At 60.4% G+C, this 15,382-nt stretch carries 15 protein-coding genes; 9 read left to right on the forward strand and 6 right to left on the reverse strand.

The window, feature by feature from the left end:
* Nucleotides 1-89 precede the first annotated feature (89 nt).
* The 8 genes from xsc to trhA all read left to right on the forward strand — a co-directional run bounded on the left by xsc (nucleotide 90) and on the right by trhA (nucleotide 8,826).
* Entirely contained in the window at nucleotides 90-1,868 is a 1,779-nt protein-coding gene (gene xsc / locus Q0601_RS02790) for a sulfoacetaldehyde acetyltransferase (RefSeq protein ID WP_305286906.1), read from the forward strand.
* The gene (gene pta / locus Q0601_RS02795; RefSeq protein WP_305286907.1) at nucleotides 1,868-2,914 is read left to right on the forward strand and encodes a phosphate acetyltransferase; all 1,047 of its coding nucleotides are present in this window, start codon (nucleotides 1,868-1,870) and stop codon (nucleotides 2,912-2,914) included. Before xsc ends, pta begins: the two co-directional genes overlap by 1 nt.
* Nucleotides 2,911-5,700 carry a molybdopterin oxidoreductase family protein gene (locus Q0601_RS02800; protein ID WP_305286908.1) on the forward strand — a complete coding sequence of 930 codons (2,790 nt, stop codon included), beginning with the start codon at nucleotides 2,911-2,913 and terminating at the stop codon, nucleotides 5,698-5,700. Before pta ends, Q0601_RS02800 begins: the two co-directional genes overlap by 4 nt.
* Nucleotides 5,697-6,455: a 4Fe-4S dicluster domain-containing protein gene (locus Q0601_RS02805; protein ID WP_305286910.1), complete on the forward strand. Its 759-nt coding sequence runs from the start codon at nucleotides 5,697-5,699 to the stop codon at nucleotides 6,453-6,455. Before Q0601_RS02800 ends, Q0601_RS02805 begins: the two co-directional genes overlap by 4 nt.
* Nucleotides 6,455-7,345, forward strand: a complete 891-nt coding sequence (locus Q0601_RS02810; RefSeq protein ID WP_305286913.1) for a dimethyl sulfoxide reductase anchor subunit family protein — start codon at nucleotides 6,455-6,457, stop codon at nucleotides 7,343-7,345. Before Q0601_RS02805 ends, Q0601_RS02810 begins: the two co-directional genes overlap by 1 nt.
* Nucleotides 7,346-7,452: 107 nt before the next feature.
* The gene (locus Q0601_RS02815; RefSeq protein ID WP_305286915.1) at nucleotides 7,453-7,674 is read left to right on the forward strand and encodes a type II toxin-antitoxin system CcdA family antitoxin; all 222 of its coding nucleotides are present in this window, start codon (nucleotides 7,453-7,455) and stop codon (nucleotides 7,672-7,674) included.
* Between the two features lie 11 nt (nucleotides 7,675-7,685).
* The gene (locus tag Q0601_RS02820) at nucleotides 7,686-7,979 is read left to right on the forward strand and encodes a CcdB family protein (protein WP_305286917.1); all 294 of its coding nucleotides are present in this window, start codon (nucleotides 7,686-7,688) and stop codon (nucleotides 7,977-7,979) included.
* Between the two features lie 154 nt (nucleotides 7,980-8,133).
* Nucleotides 8,134-8,826 carry a PAQR family membrane homeostasis protein TrhA gene (gene trhA / locus Q0601_RS02825; protein ID WP_305286919.1) on the forward strand — a complete coding sequence of 231 codons (693 nt, stop codon included), beginning with the start codon at nucleotides 8,134-8,136 and terminating at the stop codon, nucleotides 8,824-8,826.
* A 9-nt stretch (nucleotides 8,827-8,835) separates the two neighbouring features.
* Here trhA and Q0601_RS02830 read toward each other — a convergent pair whose 3' ends face one another.
* The 6 genes from Q0601_RS02830 to Q0601_RS02855 form a co-directional block, all read right to left on the reverse strand.
* Nucleotides 8,836-9,633 (reverse strand): ABC transporter ATP-binding protein, encoded by a 798-nt coding sequence (locus Q0601_RS02830; RefSeq protein ID WP_305286921.1) that lies wholly within the window; start codon nucleotides 9,631-9,633, stop codon nucleotides 8,836-8,838.
* Entirely contained in the window at nucleotides 9,630-10,694 is a 1,065-nt protein-coding gene (locus tag Q0601_RS02835; protein ID WP_305286923.1) for a dihydrodipicolinate synthase family protein, read from the reverse strand. The genes Q0601_RS02830 and Q0601_RS02835 overlap by 4 nt, the downstream gene beginning before the upstream one ends.
* Before the next feature lie 12 nt (nucleotides 10,695-10,706).
* Nucleotides 10,707-11,540, reverse strand: coding sequence for a GNAT family N-acetyltransferase (locus Q0601_RS02840; RefSeq protein WP_305286924.1), 834 nt, complete (start codon nucleotides 11,538-11,540; stop codon nucleotides 10,707-10,709).
* Nucleotides 11,527-12,594 carry an NAD-dependent epimerase/dehydratase family protein gene (locus Q0601_RS02845; RefSeq protein WP_305286926.1) on the reverse strand — a complete coding sequence of 356 codons (1,068 nt, stop codon included), beginning with the start codon at nucleotides 12,592-12,594 and terminating at the stop codon, nucleotides 11,527-11,529. Before Q0601_RS02845 ends, Q0601_RS02840 begins: the two co-directional genes overlap by 14 nt.
* Nucleotides 12,591-13,400, reverse strand: a complete 810-nt coding sequence (locus Q0601_RS02850; protein ID WP_305286928.1) for an ABC transporter permease — start codon at nucleotides 13,398-13,400, stop codon at nucleotides 12,591-12,593. The genes Q0601_RS02845 and Q0601_RS02850 overlap by 4 nt, the downstream gene beginning before the upstream one ends.
* Before the next feature lie 89 nt (nucleotides 13,401-13,489).
* Nucleotides 13,490-14,152 (reverse strand): TetR/AcrR family transcriptional regulator, encoded by a 663-nt coding sequence (locus tag Q0601_RS02855; protein ID WP_305286930.1) that lies wholly within the window; start codon nucleotides 14,150-14,152, stop codon nucleotides 13,490-13,492.
* A gap of 136 nt (nucleotides 14,153-14,288) precedes the next feature.
* Here Q0601_RS02855 and Q0601_RS02860 point away from each other — a divergent pair, with 136 nt between their 5' ends.
* Entirely contained in the window at nucleotides 14,289-15,299 is a 1,011-nt protein-coding gene (locus tag Q0601_RS02860; RefSeq protein WP_305286932.1) for an ABC transporter substrate-binding protein, read from the forward strand.
* The last annotated feature ends 83 nt before the right edge of the window (nucleotides 15,300-15,382 follow it).

Consider the following 15,382-nt stretch of genomic DNA (forward strand, 5'->3'; position numbering starts at 1 on the left):
CTTCAGTTCAACCCGTGCAGGGCACATCAAATCCGCTTGCCGGATCGGATCGACCGCTTCTGGCCAAAGACCGAAGAAGGAAATCACCCATGAAAATGACTACCGAGGAAGCATTCGTCAAAACCCTGCAAATGCACGGCATCCAGCATGCATTCGGGATTATCGGTTCGGCCATGATGCCGATCTCGGACCTGTTTCCCAAAGCGGGCATCACCTTCTGGGACTGCGCGCATGAATGCAATGCGGGGATGATGGCGGATGGATACAGCCGCGCGACCGGCCGCATGTCGATGCTGGTTGCGCAGAACGGGCCGGGCATCACGTCGCTGGTGACGCCTGTGAAGACCGCCTACTGGAATCATACTCCGTTGCTGGTCGTGACCCCGCAAGCGGCCAATAAGACCATAGGGCAGGGCGGCTTTCAGGAGGTCGAACAAATGGCCCTGATGGAGGATATGGTCGCCTATCAGGAGGAGGTCCGCGATCCCTCGCGCATGGCCGAAGTGCTGAACCGGGTGATCCTGCAGGCCAGGCGGGCTTCGGCCCCGGCACAGATCAACGTGCCTCGCGATTTCTGGACGCAGGTCATCGATATCGATCTGCCGCAGATCGTCGAGTTCGAGCGCCCCGGGGGCGGCGAGGAAGCCATTTCGAAAGCGGCCAGCCTGTTGTCCAAGGCGCGTTTTCCCGTGATTCTGAACGGTGCCGGCGTCGTTCTGGCCAATGGCATCGGTGATTCCCGCGCGTTGGCCGAGCGGCTTGATGCGCCGGTGTGCTGCGGCTATCAGCATAACGACGCCTTCCCGCAATCGCATCCGCTGGCTGTCGGGCCACTTGGCTATAATGGCAGCAAGGCGGCGATGGAACTGATTTCCAAAGCTGATGTAGTGCTTGCGCTGGGTACGCGGCTGAACCCGTTCTCGACCCTGCCGGGCTATGGGATCGATTACTGGCCGAAGGATGCGAAGATCATCCAGGTCGATATCAATGCCGACCGGATCGGGCTGACAAAGCCGGTATCCGTCGGGATCGTCGGCGATGCGGGTAAGGTGGCGCGGCGGATCCTGTCGCAGCTATCGGAGACCGCCGGTGATCAGGGTCGTCAGGAGCGGCGTGAATTGATCTCGACGACCAAATCCCGCTGGGCGCAGGAATTGTCCAGCCTCGATCACGAAGAGGACGATCCCGGCACTGACTGGAACGCGCGTGCCCGCAAGCGGGATTCCGACCGGATGTCTCCGCGAATGGCATGGCGCGCCATCCAGTCCGCGATGCCGAAAGACGCGATCATCAGCAGCGATATCGGCAATAACTGCGCCATCGGCAACGCCTATCCCGGCTTCGAGGCGGGGCGGAAATATCTCGCTCCGGGCCTGTTCGGTCCTTGCGGTTACGGTTTCCCGGCGATCCTGGGGGCCAAGATCGGCTGTCCGGATATTCCGGTGATCGGTTTCGCGGGGGATGGCGCTTTCGGGATATCGATGAACGAGATGGTCTCGCTTGCCCGGGATGGCTGGCCGGCGATCACCATGGTGGTCTTTCGCAATTATCAGTGGGGCGCGGAGAAGCGGAACACTACCCTTTGGTTCGACGATAATTTCGTCGGCACCGAATTGTCGCAGAATGTCCGCTATGCCGATATCGCGCGGGCTTGCGGTGTCGAGGGCGTGCAGGTGCGTGATATGACCGAATTGACCGCCGCGTTGCATGACGCTGTCGAGGCACAGATGAAGGACAGGAAAACCACCTTCATCGAGGTGTTGCTGAATCAGGAGCTGGGCGAACCCTTCCGCCGCGATGCCATGAAGAAACCGGTTGTCGTGGCCGGAATAGACGCTGCCGACATGCGATTGCCCGAAATTGACTGATGAAGCTGCTGGCTGATATTCTGCTGCGTGCCCAGGGTGCCCGCCGCCATATCGTCCTGCCCGAGGGTGACGATTCACGGATCGCACAGGGCGCGGCGATGGCGGTGGAACGGGGGGTGGCGGATGTGACTCTGCTGGGCGCGCCCGATGCCGTGACCGCGCGCCTGGCCGAGGCGGGGAGCGGCGAGAGTGATCGCTTGCGCATCCTCGATCCTGCGGTCACTCCGTTTTCGGAAGAACTGGCGATGCTGTTCCATCATCTTCGCCGCGGCAAGGGCATTACGCCTGACGAGGCCGCACGGACAGCCCGTCTGCCGCATGTTCATGCGGCGCTTATGGTTCGTGCGGGTTATGCAGATGGCACGGTGGGCGGCGCGGTCTTATCGACCGCCCAGATCGTCCGGACCGCGTTGCAGATCATTGGTCCGGCACCGGGCAGCAGGCTGGTCTCGAGCTATTTCCTGATGATGTTCTGCGACCGTGCCGATGGCAGGAATCATGGCTGCATATTTTCCGACGCGGGTCTGGTGATAGATCCAGATGCCGAACAACTGGCCCAGATCGCGCTGGATTCGGCATCTTCCTTCACAAGCCTGACGGGCAAGGTGGCGCGTGTCGCCATGCTGTCATTCTCGACTCATGGCAGTGCTTCCCATCGCTCGTCGGAAAAGGTTTCCGAGGCTACGCGGCTGGTGCGGCAGCGGGCGCCGGATTTGCTGATCGACGGCGAATTGCAGTTCGATGCCGCGCTTCTGCCCGAGGTGGCACAGAGGAAGGCCCCGAACTCACCCATTGCCGGCAACGCGAATGTGTTTATCTTTCCCAATCTGGATGCCGGCAATATCGGTTATAAAATCGCCCAGAGACTGGGGGGAGCGATTGCCATCGGACCCGTTCTGCAAGGGTTGGCGCAGCCTGCAAACGATCTGTCGCGCGGTTGTTCCGCCGAAGATGTATTTCATATGATCGCGTTGACTGCCCTTCAGGCGGCCAGCCATTCCACGACCCAGCCGCAACCTGTCCGCCAAGGAGCAGCCCTGCCATGACCCAGCCCCAGCTAGACACGTCGCCCAAGGTTTCGGACGAGGTTCGCAAGACGACCTGTTACATGTGCGCCTGCCGCTGCGGCATCAATGTCCACATGAAGGACGGCCGCGTTGCCTATATCGAGGGCAATCGGGACCATCCGGTGAACCGGGGCGTCCTGTGCGCGAAGGGCTCGGCGGGCATCATGCAGGTCAACGCCCCCTCGCGGTTGCGCGCGCCACTGCGCCGGGTTGGGCCGCGCGGATCGGGCGAGTTCGAGGAAATATCATGGGAAGAAGCTCTTGGCATCGCCGGCGACTGGCTAAGCCGGATTCGCGGAACCGATCCTTCGAAACTCGCCTTCTTTACCGGGCGCGATCAGTCCCAGTCCTTCACCAGCTTCTGGGCCCAGGCATTCGGGACGCCGAATTATGCCGCGCATGGCGGCTTCTGTTCGGTCAACATGGCGACGGCCGGGATCTATACGATGGGTGGCGCGTTCTGGGAGTTCGGTCAGCCCGACTGGGAACGAACCCGGCTGTTCATGCTGTTCGGCGTGGCCGAGGATCATGACAGCAATCCGATCAAGATGGGCATCGGCAGGCTCAAGGCGCGCGGCGCGCGGGTGATCGGCGTCAACCCGATCCGGTCGGGCTATAACGCGGTGGCCGACGAATGGCTGGGTATTACACCGGGCACCGACGGGCTGTTCATCCTGTCGCTGATCCATTGCCTGATGTCGGCGGGCAAGATCGATCTCAACTATCTGGCCCGTTACACCGATGCGCCGCTGCTGGTCGATGACGAAACCGGCCTGTTCCTGCGCGACAGTGATGGCAAGACGCTGGTCATCGACCGCGCGACAGGCGAGCTTGCGCCCTTTGACCGCAAGGCCGTGCGCCCCGATCCGAATGCCCGCCATCCCGGTCATCAGACCGTGCTGCAACTGATGGCGAAACGTTATCTGTGCCCGGAATATGCGCCCGAAGCCGTGGCCGGTCGCTGCGGCATCCCGGCCCCGCGCATCCGCGCCATCGCGGACGAGATAGCCCGCGTGGCATTTGAAGAGGAAATCACGCTGAACCGTGCCTGGACCGATTTTCGCGGCGAAAGGCACGAAACCATGACGGGACGTCCCGTCGCTTTCCATGCGATGCGCGGTATCTCGGCGCATTCCAACGGGTTCCAGACCTGCCGGGCGTTGCATGTGCTGCAGATCCTGCTGGGCTCGGTCGAGGTGCCGGGCGGCTTCCGTTTCAAGCCGCCTTACCCCAAGCCCGTCGAGGCGCATCCCGTGCCGCATTGCAAGACGCAGCCCGATTGCCCGCTGGACGGCCCGCATCTGGGTTTCGTAAGAGGCCCCGAGGATTTGGCCCTGACCGAAGACGGCACCCCTGCGCGGATCGATAAGGCGTTCACCTGGGAAAATCCCATGTCGGCGCATGGGCTGATGCATATGGTCATCTCGAACGCCCATGCGGGAGATCCCTATCCGATCGACACGCTGTTCCTGTATATGGCCAACATGTCGTGGAATTCCTCGATGAATACCCGTGGCGTCATCGAGATGCTGACCGATACGGATGAAAACGGCGATTATGTCATCCCCCGGATCATCTATTCCGATGCCTACAGTTCCGAAATGGTTGCCTATGCCGATCTGATCCTGCCGGACACGACCTATCTGGAACGGCATGACTGCATCAGCCTGCTGGATCGTCCGATCTGCGAGGCCGAGGCTGCGGCGGATGCGATCCGCTGGCCGGTGGTCGAGCCGGATCGCGATGTGCGCGGCTTCCAGACCGTTCTGATCCAATTGGCGAATCTTATGGAATTGCCGGGATTCGTGGACGAGGGCAAAGCGCCGAAATGGCGTGACTATGCCGATTATATCGTGAACCACGAACGCAAGCCCGGCATCGGTCCGCTGGCCGGCTTTCGCGGCAATGGCGATCAGACTGGACGCGGGGCGCCGAACCCGGATCAGTTGCAGCGCTATATCGAGAATGGGGGCTTCTTTGTGAACCACATTCCCGGGGAGGCCGGTTTCTACAAGCCGTGGAACATGGTCTATCAGGATTGGGCGGTGGGCATGGGCTTCTACGACAAGCCGCAGCCGTACCTGTTCAACCTGTATCTGGAAACGATGCGCAAATTCCAGCGTGCCGCCGAAGGGCATGGCGAACGGCAGCCGCCGGATCATCTGCGCGGACAATTGCGCCGGATCATGGATCCGCTGCCGATCTGGTATCCGCCATTTGAAGATGATCATACGGATCCCGCCGATTATCCCCTGCACGCGTTGACGCAGCGACCTATGGCGATGTATCACAGCTGGGGTAGCCAGAACGCATGGCTGCGCCAGATTCATGGTCATAACCCGCTTTACGTCCCGCGTGATGTCTGGGACCGGCATGGCTTTCAGGATGGCGACTGGGCGCGGGTCAGTTCGGTCCACGGCAGCATCACCGTGCCGGTCGCGCTGCATGGCGGGCTGAACGCGAAAACGGTCTGGACATGGAATGCGATTGGTAAACGCAAAGGGGCCTGGGCTCTGGATCCTGACGCCCCCGAAGCGACACGAGGCTTTTTGCTGAACCATCTTATCCACGAATTGCTGCCGCCGCGTGGCGATGGCCTTCGCTGGACGAATTCCGATCCGATCACCGGTCAGGCGGCGTGGTTCGATCTGCGTGTCAGCATCGAGAAAGTCGCGCCGCAGGCCGAAACCGACCCGGCTTTCGCCGCGATTGGCTCGCCTGTGGGGCGAGGGCCGAAAAACCTGCAATGGAAGGTAAGCGAATGACGTCTTTGCCGCAGAGTACCGAGCGCAAGATGGGACTGGTGATCGATCTGGATACCTGTGTCGGCTGCCATGCCTGCGTCATCAGCTGCAAGGGCTGGAATACCGAGAATTATGGCGCGCCGCTGTCCGACACGGATGCCTATGGCGCCGAGCCTTCGGGCAGTTTTCTCAACCGTGTCCACAGCTTCGAGATCGAACCGGAGGATAACAGTCCCGCGCAGATCGTGCATTTTCCCAAATCCTGCCTGCATTGCGAAGATGCGCCCTGCGTCACCGTCTGCCCGACAGGCGCCAGTTACAAACGGGCCGAGGACGGTATCGTTCTGGTCAACGAAGATGCCTGCATCGGATGCGGCCTTTGTGCCTGGGCATGCCCCTATGGCGCGCGTGAGATGGATAGTGCAGCGGGGGTGATGAAGAAATGTACTCTCTGTGTGGACCGTATCTATAACGAGAACCTGCCAGAGGAGGACCGGGTGCCTGCCTGCGTTCGCACCTGTCCTGCCGGCGCCCGTCATTTCGGCGATTTGGGCGACAGGGAAAGCGCCGTTAGTCAGTTGGTCACTGAACGGGGCGGCTTCGACCTGATGCCCGAGATGGGAACCCGCCCGGTAAACAAATATCTGCCACCCCGGCCCAAGGATCGGCTGAACGGCGCGGGCCCGAGATCCGCACCCCTTGCCAGCCCTTCCGCCGGCGCGACAGATGCGCAAGGCTTCTTTGCCTGGCTTGACCGCGCTTTGGAGAAAATCTGATGCATCCGGCACCTTCCGTCATCATCTTCACCGTCCTTTCCGGAGCGGGCTTCGGCTATCTGGCGTTTCTTGGCCTTGGACTGTCGTTGGACACCGGTTTTACGGCCTTCTGGCAATTCACTCTGGCATTCTCGATGGCGGTAGGCGGGTTGATTTCATCGACATTCCATCTTGGCAATCCGCAGCGCGCTTTGCTGGCGTTTACCCAGTGGCGGACAAGCTGGCTCAGCCGTGAGGCATGGGCGGCGGTCGCCACCCTGCTGATTGCAGGGTTTTATGCGATTGGCGTGATATTCTTCGCTACCCGTATTACGTCTTTGGGATGGCTGGTCGCGGCGATGTGTATCGCGACGGTTTTCGTAACCTCGATGATTTATGCGCAGATGGCGACTGTTCCCCGGTGGAACACGGTTTTGACGCCGATCTATTTCGTTGCCGCCGCACTTGCCGCCGGAGCGATGCTGGCAGGGCAAGGCGCGACGGCAATTCTGTTGCTGCTTGTTCTGACGCTGATTCAGATTGCCTGCTGGTTGCGCGGTGATCGCCGCTTCGCGGAGCGCGGTCACAGCATCGCATCGGCGACGGGTCTGGGTACGCCCGGAAGTATCCGGCTCTTCGAAGCCCCGCATAGCGGCAGCAATTATCTGCTGAAAGAGTTCGGCTTTCAGGTTGCCCGCCGCCACGCCGTGAAGCTGAAGGTCATCTGTATTGCGACCCTCGGCATGATCCCGGTTCTGCTTATCTTCCTGGGAGGCGGTATCGTTTCACTGATTCTGGCCTTCGCATTCCATCTTGCCGGCATATGTGTATCGCGATGGCTGTTCTTCGCCGAAGCGGAACATGTGGTGCAGCTATATTACGGGAACGCTCCGGCGCCACTTGGCACCTGATAAGGCAATGAAAGGATTTGCCTTGTCGGCGCGTTCAGTGGCAGGTTGCGGAATTGATGTGGTCAGTATATACTCCTGTTTCATACTTATATGAGAAGAGGTCTTTCATGGGGCGCATCAAGGTAAATCTGACGATCGATGAAGAACTCTCGCGGGCGGCGCGCGCTTACGGGCTCAACATGTCGCGTTTGGCGGAATCCGCGATCGCCGCAGCCGCCAAAGAGGAACGTAATCGGCGGTGGCGCGAGGAAAATCGCGAAGCAATTCATGCATATAGCCATGAGGTCGAGCAGAATGGTGTGCCGCTGGCGCGTTACCGTAGCTTCTGATCGGGTTTTCAATGGCGCAGTTTGACGTTTTTCGCCTGTCTGATGATCTTCTTGTCGTCGATTTGCAGACCGATCTGATCGGGATCGATGCTACGCGGATCGTCGCACCGCTTCGGGAAGAGGGAGCCTATGCCGCCTTTCCCGGCTTAACGCCCGCTGTGGAGGTCGGCGGACGCAGATGGATCGTGAGGGTTCAGGAAATGGCCGCCGTGCCCGGGTCGGAATTGCGTGATTGCGTCGGCAATCTTAATCATGCGCGTGATCCGCTCAAACGGGCTCTGGACATTCTGATTGACGGCGTTTGACAGGATTATTCCGTCAGACCAGCGTGTTACCCGGCACCGGAGAATGATCAACTGACAGCGGCTTGTCCAATGGCAGATGGGAAAGATCGAATCGAAGGCGATTCTGTCGTAGAGTAACGCCGGTATTATTTTCACCGCAAAGTGCCATATTGACATGATGAAGGATAGCAATCGCCCCCCGGCAGGGACGCCCGATCTCTTTCGCGAATGCTTTCGCATTTCGCGCGCCGAGTTATGGGCCGATGGCATCGTGCATGCCGTGGGTATCGTGCTGGCGATTACGGCGGGTTCGGCTTTGCTGGCGCTTTCCGCCATGCGCGCGGCCCCTGCGGAATATGTGGCCGTCGTCTTTTACGTCGCGTCGCTGCTTACGGTGCTCTCGGTCTCTTGCGCCTATAATCTGTGGCCCGTCTCCGCGGTCAAAGCCGTGTTGCGCCGCTTCGACCATGCCGCGATCTATCTTCTGATCGCGGGAACCTACACGCCTTTCCTTGCCCAGCTTGACGGCATGTCGGCGGCTGCCATGCTTGTATTCGTCTGGGTGGCCGCGACGCTTGGGATTGCGGCGAAGCTGTTTCTGCCCGGCCGCTTTGACCGGCTGGCCATCCTCTTTTACCTTGCCATCGGCTGGAGCGGAGTCGTGATCGCCGGCGACCTCGCCGCAATCCTGCCTGCCAGCACCGTGTGGCTGACGATTGCGGGCGGTGTCGCCTATTCGATCGGGGTTCTTTTCTTCATCTGGCGCAGCTTGCGGTTCCAGTCGGCCATCTGGCACGGTTTCGTCGTCTCGGGTTCCGCGCTTCATCTGGCGGCAATGATGGATCTGTTGGTGGTCAACCGGTTGTGACGTCTGGCCCTATTCCATGCCGAGCTGGCGATATACCCTTTTAACGTAATCGCCGAACGCTGCGCTTGTCTTGATGTCGAGATGGCGCGGATGAGGCAGGTCGATGCGGAAGAAATCCGCCATGCGCGCAGGTCCGGCCGTCAGCACCGCACAATGCGAGCCAAGGAAGATCGCTTCCTGGATACCATGCGTCACGAAAACGAATGTCTTGCGGCTTTCTTGCCAGATGCGCAGCATTTCGAGATTCATCTTCTCGCGCGTGATTGCGTCAAGTGCGCCGAATGGCTCATCCATAAGCACCAGTTTCGGATCGTGAATAAGGGCGCGCGCGATTGCGGCACGCTGCTGCATGCCGCCCGAAAGTTCGAACGGATATTTGTCGCCTGCCTGGCCCAACCCAACCATCTGCAGCAGATCGCGCGCGCGTTCGCGCGCTGCTTTCATCGGCAGGCCGAGAATCTGCGCCGGCAGGATGACGTTATCCGAGATCGTACGCCATTTGAGCAGCAGCGGTTGCTGAAACACCATGCCGACATCACGCCCCTCTACGAATGAGCCGTGACCGTCACCGATGCTCACCGTGCCGCCATCCGCGTCATGCAGCCCGGCCAGGATCTTCAGCACGGTCGTCTTGCCGCATCCCGATGGCCCGACGACCGAGAGCAAATCGCCCTCGTTGATGTCAAGCGTCACATCCGAGATGGCAAGCGCCTCGGTTCCTCCGGTGCGATAGACCTTGCGTACATTCTGCAGCCGGATCAGCGGCGAAGCTTCCGTGTGGGATGCGGTTTGCGCGGCAGTGTTCATGATAGCCATCTTTCGCGGTTGGCCACGACGAAATCGTCGTCGGCGAGGTCGGGATGGGCGGCATAGATGCGGTCGATCTCGGCGGCCTGTCCGGGCGAAAGACCTTCTTCCGGATCGAGACACCAGATGCCTTCCAGAAGCCCCTGCCGGCGCAGCACTTCATGGCAGCCGGCGATACAGCCGTGGAAGGAATTGGCGACGTCGAAAAAGGCCGCGTTGCAGTCGGTCACGCGCGCGTCGAGGCCCATAAGCTCTGCCGGCATCGCCTTCCCGGCATCGATCGCCGCATGAATCCTGTCCAGCAATTCGACCGCCTTGCGCGTCCAGACCGACCAATGGCCAAGCAGGCCGCCGCGGAAGCGCAACCGCACCATATCGTTGCCGCGCGGAATATCGAAGGGCGTGGCGAGATCGGCGACGATGTGATCGTCATTTCCGGTGTAAAGCGTGATGCGATCTTCCGCGCGGGCTTCCACGACACCGCGCATCACGTCGAGCGTGCGATAGCGGTTGAACGGCGCCACCTTGATCGCAACGGCATTGTCGATGGCGGCGAAGCGGGTCCAGAACGCAGCGTCAAGATCGATGCCGCCGACCGCCGTCTGCATGTAGAAGCCGATGATCGGCATCTCGCGGGCAACGGTTTCGCAATGGGTGATCAGCTCGTCACCCGAAGCGCCACGCATTGCGCCCATGCTGACAAGTACGGCATGATATCCGAGATCGTGGGCGATAACCGCCTCGTTGACGGCTTGCGCCGTCTTGCCCGCCACGCCGGCGATCATCACCAGCGGCCGATCCGTCCAGCCGGCCGCGTCGTTTGCCGCAGCTTTGAGAACCGGTTCGTAAAGCCCCGTATCCCGAATGGCGAATTGTGTCGTATGCACGCCGACGGCAAGCCCGCCAGAGCCCGCATCGACATAATAGCGCGACAGCGCGCGCTGGCGGACCGGGTCGAATTTGCGATTCGCATCGAGCGCCAGAGGATGCGCGGGGATCACCGCGCCCTTGCGCAGGATGGCAAGAACGTCTTGCGGCAGATTGGAATGATGAAGACCCATGTCGAAGACGTCCTATCCGAATTCCGGCCCGGCGATCACTGCGGTGTGGCGCGGGTTTCCGGGAATTCCATGCGAGCCTTTCCTCATGCGGAGGAAAGGGCGTTGACGGGTGAACCCTCTGGCTTTCAGGAGTCCGGTCAGCTTTCTGCAGCGCTCTGCGACATCGAGGAAAACCGGACCTTCGAGTGCCGAAAGAACATGATCGACAAGCCCGGCGATGGCCGTGTCATCGGTTCCGACCACCGGGCCGATCTGCGTGGCGACCCGTCCGTCGCGTCCGAACGAGAAAGCGCCATTCGCACTTTGATGCGCAGCAGGACAACGGGCAGCAAGATCGCGGAGGATCGCAGATCGATTCGCGCCGAAGGCAATGTTCGCGGCCTCGATCGCGGCAGCGTCGGTTTTGGCCGCATCGGCTGGCCGGGGCGCGTTTCCGCGGTTACCGGTACCGGTTCCCTGCCAGCGGGTAAAACGGCTGACCGGTTCGAAACCCAAACCCTGATAGATCGGCTCACCGTCCGGCGTCGCGTCAAGCCATGCGCTGCGGCCCTGACTTTCCAGTTCCGCGATGCAGGTTTTCAGAAGGGATGTCCCGAATCCGCGCCCGCGCCAGGCTTTGCGCGTCAGCACCATTCCGATCCAGGCGAAATTGTCACCGTAAGGCATGATCGCCGCCGTGGCGACCAGATGGTCGCTGTCGAACAATCCGAATACCCGGCCCTGTCTCAGGAAAAGCAGCCAATCCGCCGGAAGCTGGTTCCAGCCGGCTTCCGCAGACAATTCCATCGCTTGCGCGATGTCATCATCCGACAGGATGACCGGAGCGAATTGTTCAGTATGCGCCATCGCGCGCCTCGAAATGCGTTGGCTTGTTATGGGACGGCATCGCGCGGGAGACCCAGTCGGCCGTCCAGTCCAGCATCCTGTCAAGCGACACCAGGGGATAGCCGAACAGACCATTGGACTGGCGCGCGTTGGATAGCCATGCCTGTGGCGTTTCCTGACCGATGATGACGGGATCGCGACCAAGCCTTTCGGCAAATCTTTCGGCAAGCCAGCGCACCGGGATCACTTCCGGGCCGGTGACGTTGATCGGGCTTGTCGGGACGGTTGCCTGCTTCAGGCAACGCAGCGCGATCGCATTGGCGTCACCCTGCCAGATCACGTTCACATGTCCCATGGAGACGTCGATTGGCAGGCCGTCGCGCACTTTCACCGCCACGTCGTGCAGCACGCCATAGCGCAGGTCGATGGCGTAGTTCAGCCTGTAAAGCCGGCCGGGCGTTTCATGGATGCCCGAGAAATATTCGAACATCCGCTCGCGTCCGATGCAGGATTGCGCATATTCGCCGGGCGGATCCAGTGGCGAGGTTTCGTCCGATCCCATGCTGTCCACCGGCGCGAACGCATAGACGCAGCCGGTCGAGAAGGCGACGATGCGCGACTTGCTGAAGGTCTCGGCGACGAGCGCCGACATATGCGTATTGGTCGCCCATGTCTGCGGCTGGCTGCCGCCCGAGCCGAATTTGCGGCCGGCCATGAAGATGATGTTCTGCACGTTCGGCAGGGCCCCGAGCGCGGTGCGGTCAAGCATGTCGCAGGCGATCGTCTCGACGCCATGCCTGTTCAGTTCCGCGCGCGCTGCGGGGTCGCTGTAGCGCGCCACGGCGACGATGCGCTTGCCGGGCGCGGCATTGCGGGCCAGCCGCGCCAATGTCGGACCCATCTTGCCGCTTGCGCCGAGGATCATGACATCGCCGTCCAGAGCGGCCATGTCCTGGACCAGAGCACGTGAAGGACGTGCCAGGAAATCGTCCAGTTGCTCTGGATTCTCGAAGCGATCGGGCAGGCGTGAGGTATCCAGCAACTCGATACCGTTCAGGTTGGGATCAGCGTTCACGACATCCTCGCATCTTTGGGAACGATCAGGTATTCGAGCAGCAGCACCGCGAGATAAAGCGCGATGCCGATAAGCGTGATGAGCATGACAGCCATGAACATCGCCGGAGTATCAAGCGCGGCCTGCACCTGGATCATCAGGTAGCCAAGGCCGCGATCCGATGCGATGAACTCACCCACGACCGCACCGGCGACGGCCAGGATCGCGGCGACCTTCATGCCCGAGATGATATAGGGCAACGCGCCGGGAAGCTGGATGTACTGGAACATCTGCCAGCGCGATCCGCGCAGCGATTTCACCAGATCAAGCAGGTCGGGCTCTACCTCGCGCAGACCGCGTACGGTGGTGAGCAGGATCGGGAAATAGCAGAGCGAGAATGTGATCAGAATGTTGGTCGAGATGCCATAGCTGAACCACACGATCACCAGTGGCCCAAGCGCCACCTTGGGGATCATGTTAAGCGTCACCAGAAGCGGGAAAAGCACCATCAGCAGGATCCGCGACCACGAAAACAGCAATGCCGTCACGACACCCAGAACCAGCGCGAGCAGATAGCCTCCCACGATCTCGAGGCCGGTGACCCAGCTATTGCCGATCCAGTCGTACTGGGCCGAGCCGAGCGTGGACAGAATCTCGGTAGGTGCCGGCAGGATGAAGCGTGGCACCTCGAACATCCGCACCACGATTTCCCAAAGCGCGAACGCCGTCAGATGCGCGATGACCGCGACGAGCCGCATCCGGTTGGCGCGACGCCGCTCCAGCCGGGCGATTTCTGCGGCGGGTGAAACCTCGGCTACTGAGACCATTCCAGTTCCCTTTTTTGCGCGGCATGCCAATTCGTAACGGCACATTAATTCGCAAAATCGTCACAGTCAACCAACTGGTTGATTAATTATCATGGCCGCAACGCGGACACGATCAAAGAGACAACATGTTCGCGCCGGCGCGCGGCCTGAGCAGGGGATGCCATGTCGCGGTCGAAGATCACGGATAAGGTATTGCGATTGGCAAAGTAGAAGAACGAGAGCGCGGCGATTGAAAGATACAGGTTCACCGGGCCGAAACGATCATTGAAGACGCCGGCAGCTATGCCCCGCTCCAGCGTTTCCTCGACAAGTTCGACGATCGGAGAATGCATCTCTGCCACTTTGTCGGAAGCCTTCAGATGTCGGGCTTCCATCCTGTTCTCGTCGTTGACGAGCGCGACGAATTCGGGATGATCGGCGAGGTAATCGAAGGAAAAGCCTACCAGAAGGCGCATCGCGTCCTCTGGCGGCAGATCGGAAAGGTGAAGTTCCTGTTCGCGCTCGCGGATCTGCCGGTACACTTCCTCCAGCGCTGCGCGATAAAGATCATCCTTGCTGCCGAAATAATGATAGACGAGTTGCTTGTTCACACCGGCTTGCTGCGCGATGCGGTCCACGCGCCCGCCTTCGAAACCATGGCTGCTGAATTCGATAACGGCGGCATCCAGCAATGCCTTCCATGTCGCGGCAGGGTCTCGGCGCTGCGGCTTCGCCTTCTTTGCGGGCCGTCCTGCAACGGGCGTTTCGTCCATCGCTATCTCTCCATTATAACCAACCGGTTGATTGTTTGTTGAACAACTGTATCATCGGTGCCTATAGTTTGCCACTCGGCTCATTCCAAGAAAGATGGGATGGCCGCCCGACACGCCATCGGAAGAAACGCTTACATTGCTGGAGACCCACATGACGTTTCGCAGAACCTTTTCACTGACCACGACACTTGCAACCTCGCTCTTTTCGTTCGGAGCTCAGGCCGCCGATATCAACATGGTGCTTAACTGGGTTCCCACAGCGGACCATTCGCCTTATTTCTATGCCAAGTCGCAGGGCTGGTATGAGGAGGCCGGCATCAACCTGACCATCGAGGCGGGCCGCGGGTCGGGCGCGGCTGCCCAGCGTGTCGGCGCGGGCATGTCGCAGATCGGCATTGCCGACATGGCGACCGTGCTGCTTTCCAAGGGTCAAGGCGCCGATGCCGTTGCGATCATGGCCGTCTATGCCAACTCCCCACAGGGTTTCTACTGGCTCAAGAGCAAAGGTATCGAGGGTCCGGAAGATTTCCCCGACCATTCCATTGGCAATCCTCCGGCAGACGCTTCCCGCATCATGTGGCCTCTTTTCGCGGAGACGGTGGGCATCGCCGAGGATTCGGTGAAGTTCGTCAATGTCTCGCCTCAGGCCAAGCTTACTTCGCTGAAGAGTGGCGCGATCGACATCACCAGCGATTTCTATAACGAGCATGATCTGAAGCTGCGCGAATTCGGCGACGATCTCGGTTTCGTCGCCTGGCGCGACATCGGCATCAATCCTTATGGTCTTTCGGTCGTCGTCAATGGCGATTTTCTCGAAGGGAACAAAGATGTCGTCGCCCAATTTGCCGCGATCACGCAGCGAGCCTTTGCTGCCTGCGTGGAAGACATAGACCCTTGCCTCGAGGCCCTGATGGCCGAAGTGTCGGGACTGGATCACGACAATCAGGTCGACCAGTGGAACCGCATCAAGGAGTTGATGGCAGACGAGACCACGACGACCGTCGCGCTGGGCGCATTCAACGACGAGCGCATGAAAGTCGACTATCAAACGGTCGAAACCTATTTCGAGCTTGAGCAGCCCTTCGATGTCGGGACGGCCTATACGAACGAATTCCTTGACGAGTCGATCAAAATGCCTGCCGACTGAGCGCGTCCCGGAAATACCGCTGGAACCGCCCCGCGCGACTGCTCCGGGGCGGTTTTCTTTGGGGAACCGTAAAAGACCTTGGG

It is taken from the genome of Paracoccus wurundjeri, assembly GCF_030678915.1.
In the GTDB taxonomy this organism is placed as follows: domain Bacteria; phylum Pseudomonadota; class Alphaproteobacteria; order Rhodobacterales; family Rhodobacteraceae; genus Paracoccus; species Paracoccus onubensis_A.

What these genes read in the sequence shown, in the direction of transcription:
- trhA (WP_305286919.1), top strand. Translation starts at nt 8,134, where the DNA reads ATGATGAAGGATAGCAATCGCCCCCCGGCAGGGACGCCCGATCTCTTT.
- pta (WP_305286907.1), top strand. Translation starts at nt 1,868, where the DNA reads ATGAAGCTGCTGGCTGATATTCTGCTGCGTGCCCAGGGTGCCCGCCGC.
- Q0601_RS02805 (WP_305286910.1), top strand. Translation starts at nt 5,697, where the DNA reads ATGACGTCTTTGCCGCAGAGTACCGAGCGCAAGATGGGACTGGTGATC.
- Q0601_RS02840 (WP_305286924.1), bottom strand. Translation starts at nt 11,540, where the DNA reads ATGGCGCATACTGAACAATTCGCTCCGGTCATCCTGTCGGATGATGAC.
- Q0601_RS02855 (WP_305286930.1), bottom strand. Translation starts at nt 14,152, where the DNA reads ATGGACGAAACGCCCGTTGCAGGACGGCCCGCAAAGAAGGCGAAGCCG.
- Q0601_RS02820 (WP_305286917.1), top strand. Translation starts at nt 7,686, where the DNA reads ATGGCGCAGTTTGACGTTTTTCGCCTGTCTGATGATCTTCTTGTCGTC.
- Q0601_RS02810 (WP_305286913.1), top strand. Translation starts at nt 6,455, where the DNA reads ATGCATCCGGCACCTTCCGTCATCATCTTCACCGTCCTTTCCGGAGCG.
- Q0601_RS02850 (WP_305286928.1), bottom strand. Translation starts at nt 13,400, where the DNA reads ATGGTCTCAGTAGCCGAGGTTTCACCCGCCGCAGAAATCGCCCGGCTG.
- Q0601_RS02830 (WP_305286921.1), bottom strand. Translation starts at nt 9,633, where the DNA reads ATGAACACTGCCGCGCAAACCGCATCCCACACGGAAGCTTCGCCGCTG.
- Q0601_RS02835 (WP_305286923.1), bottom strand. Translation starts at nt 10,694, where the DNA reads ATGGGTCTTCATCATTCCAATCTGCCGCAAGACGTTCTTGCCATCCTG.
- Q0601_RS02815 (WP_305286915.1), top strand. Translation starts at nt 7,453, where the DNA reads ATGGGGCGCATCAAGGTAAATCTGACGATCGATGAAGAACTCTCGCGG.
- xsc (WP_305286906.1), top strand. Translation starts at nt 90, where the DNA reads ATGAAAATGACTACCGAGGAAGCATTCGTCAAAACCCTGCAAATGCAC.
- Q0601_RS02800 (WP_305286908.1), top strand. Translation starts at nt 2,911, where the DNA reads ATGACCCAGCCCCAGCTAGACACGTCGCCCAAGGTTTCGGACGAGGTT.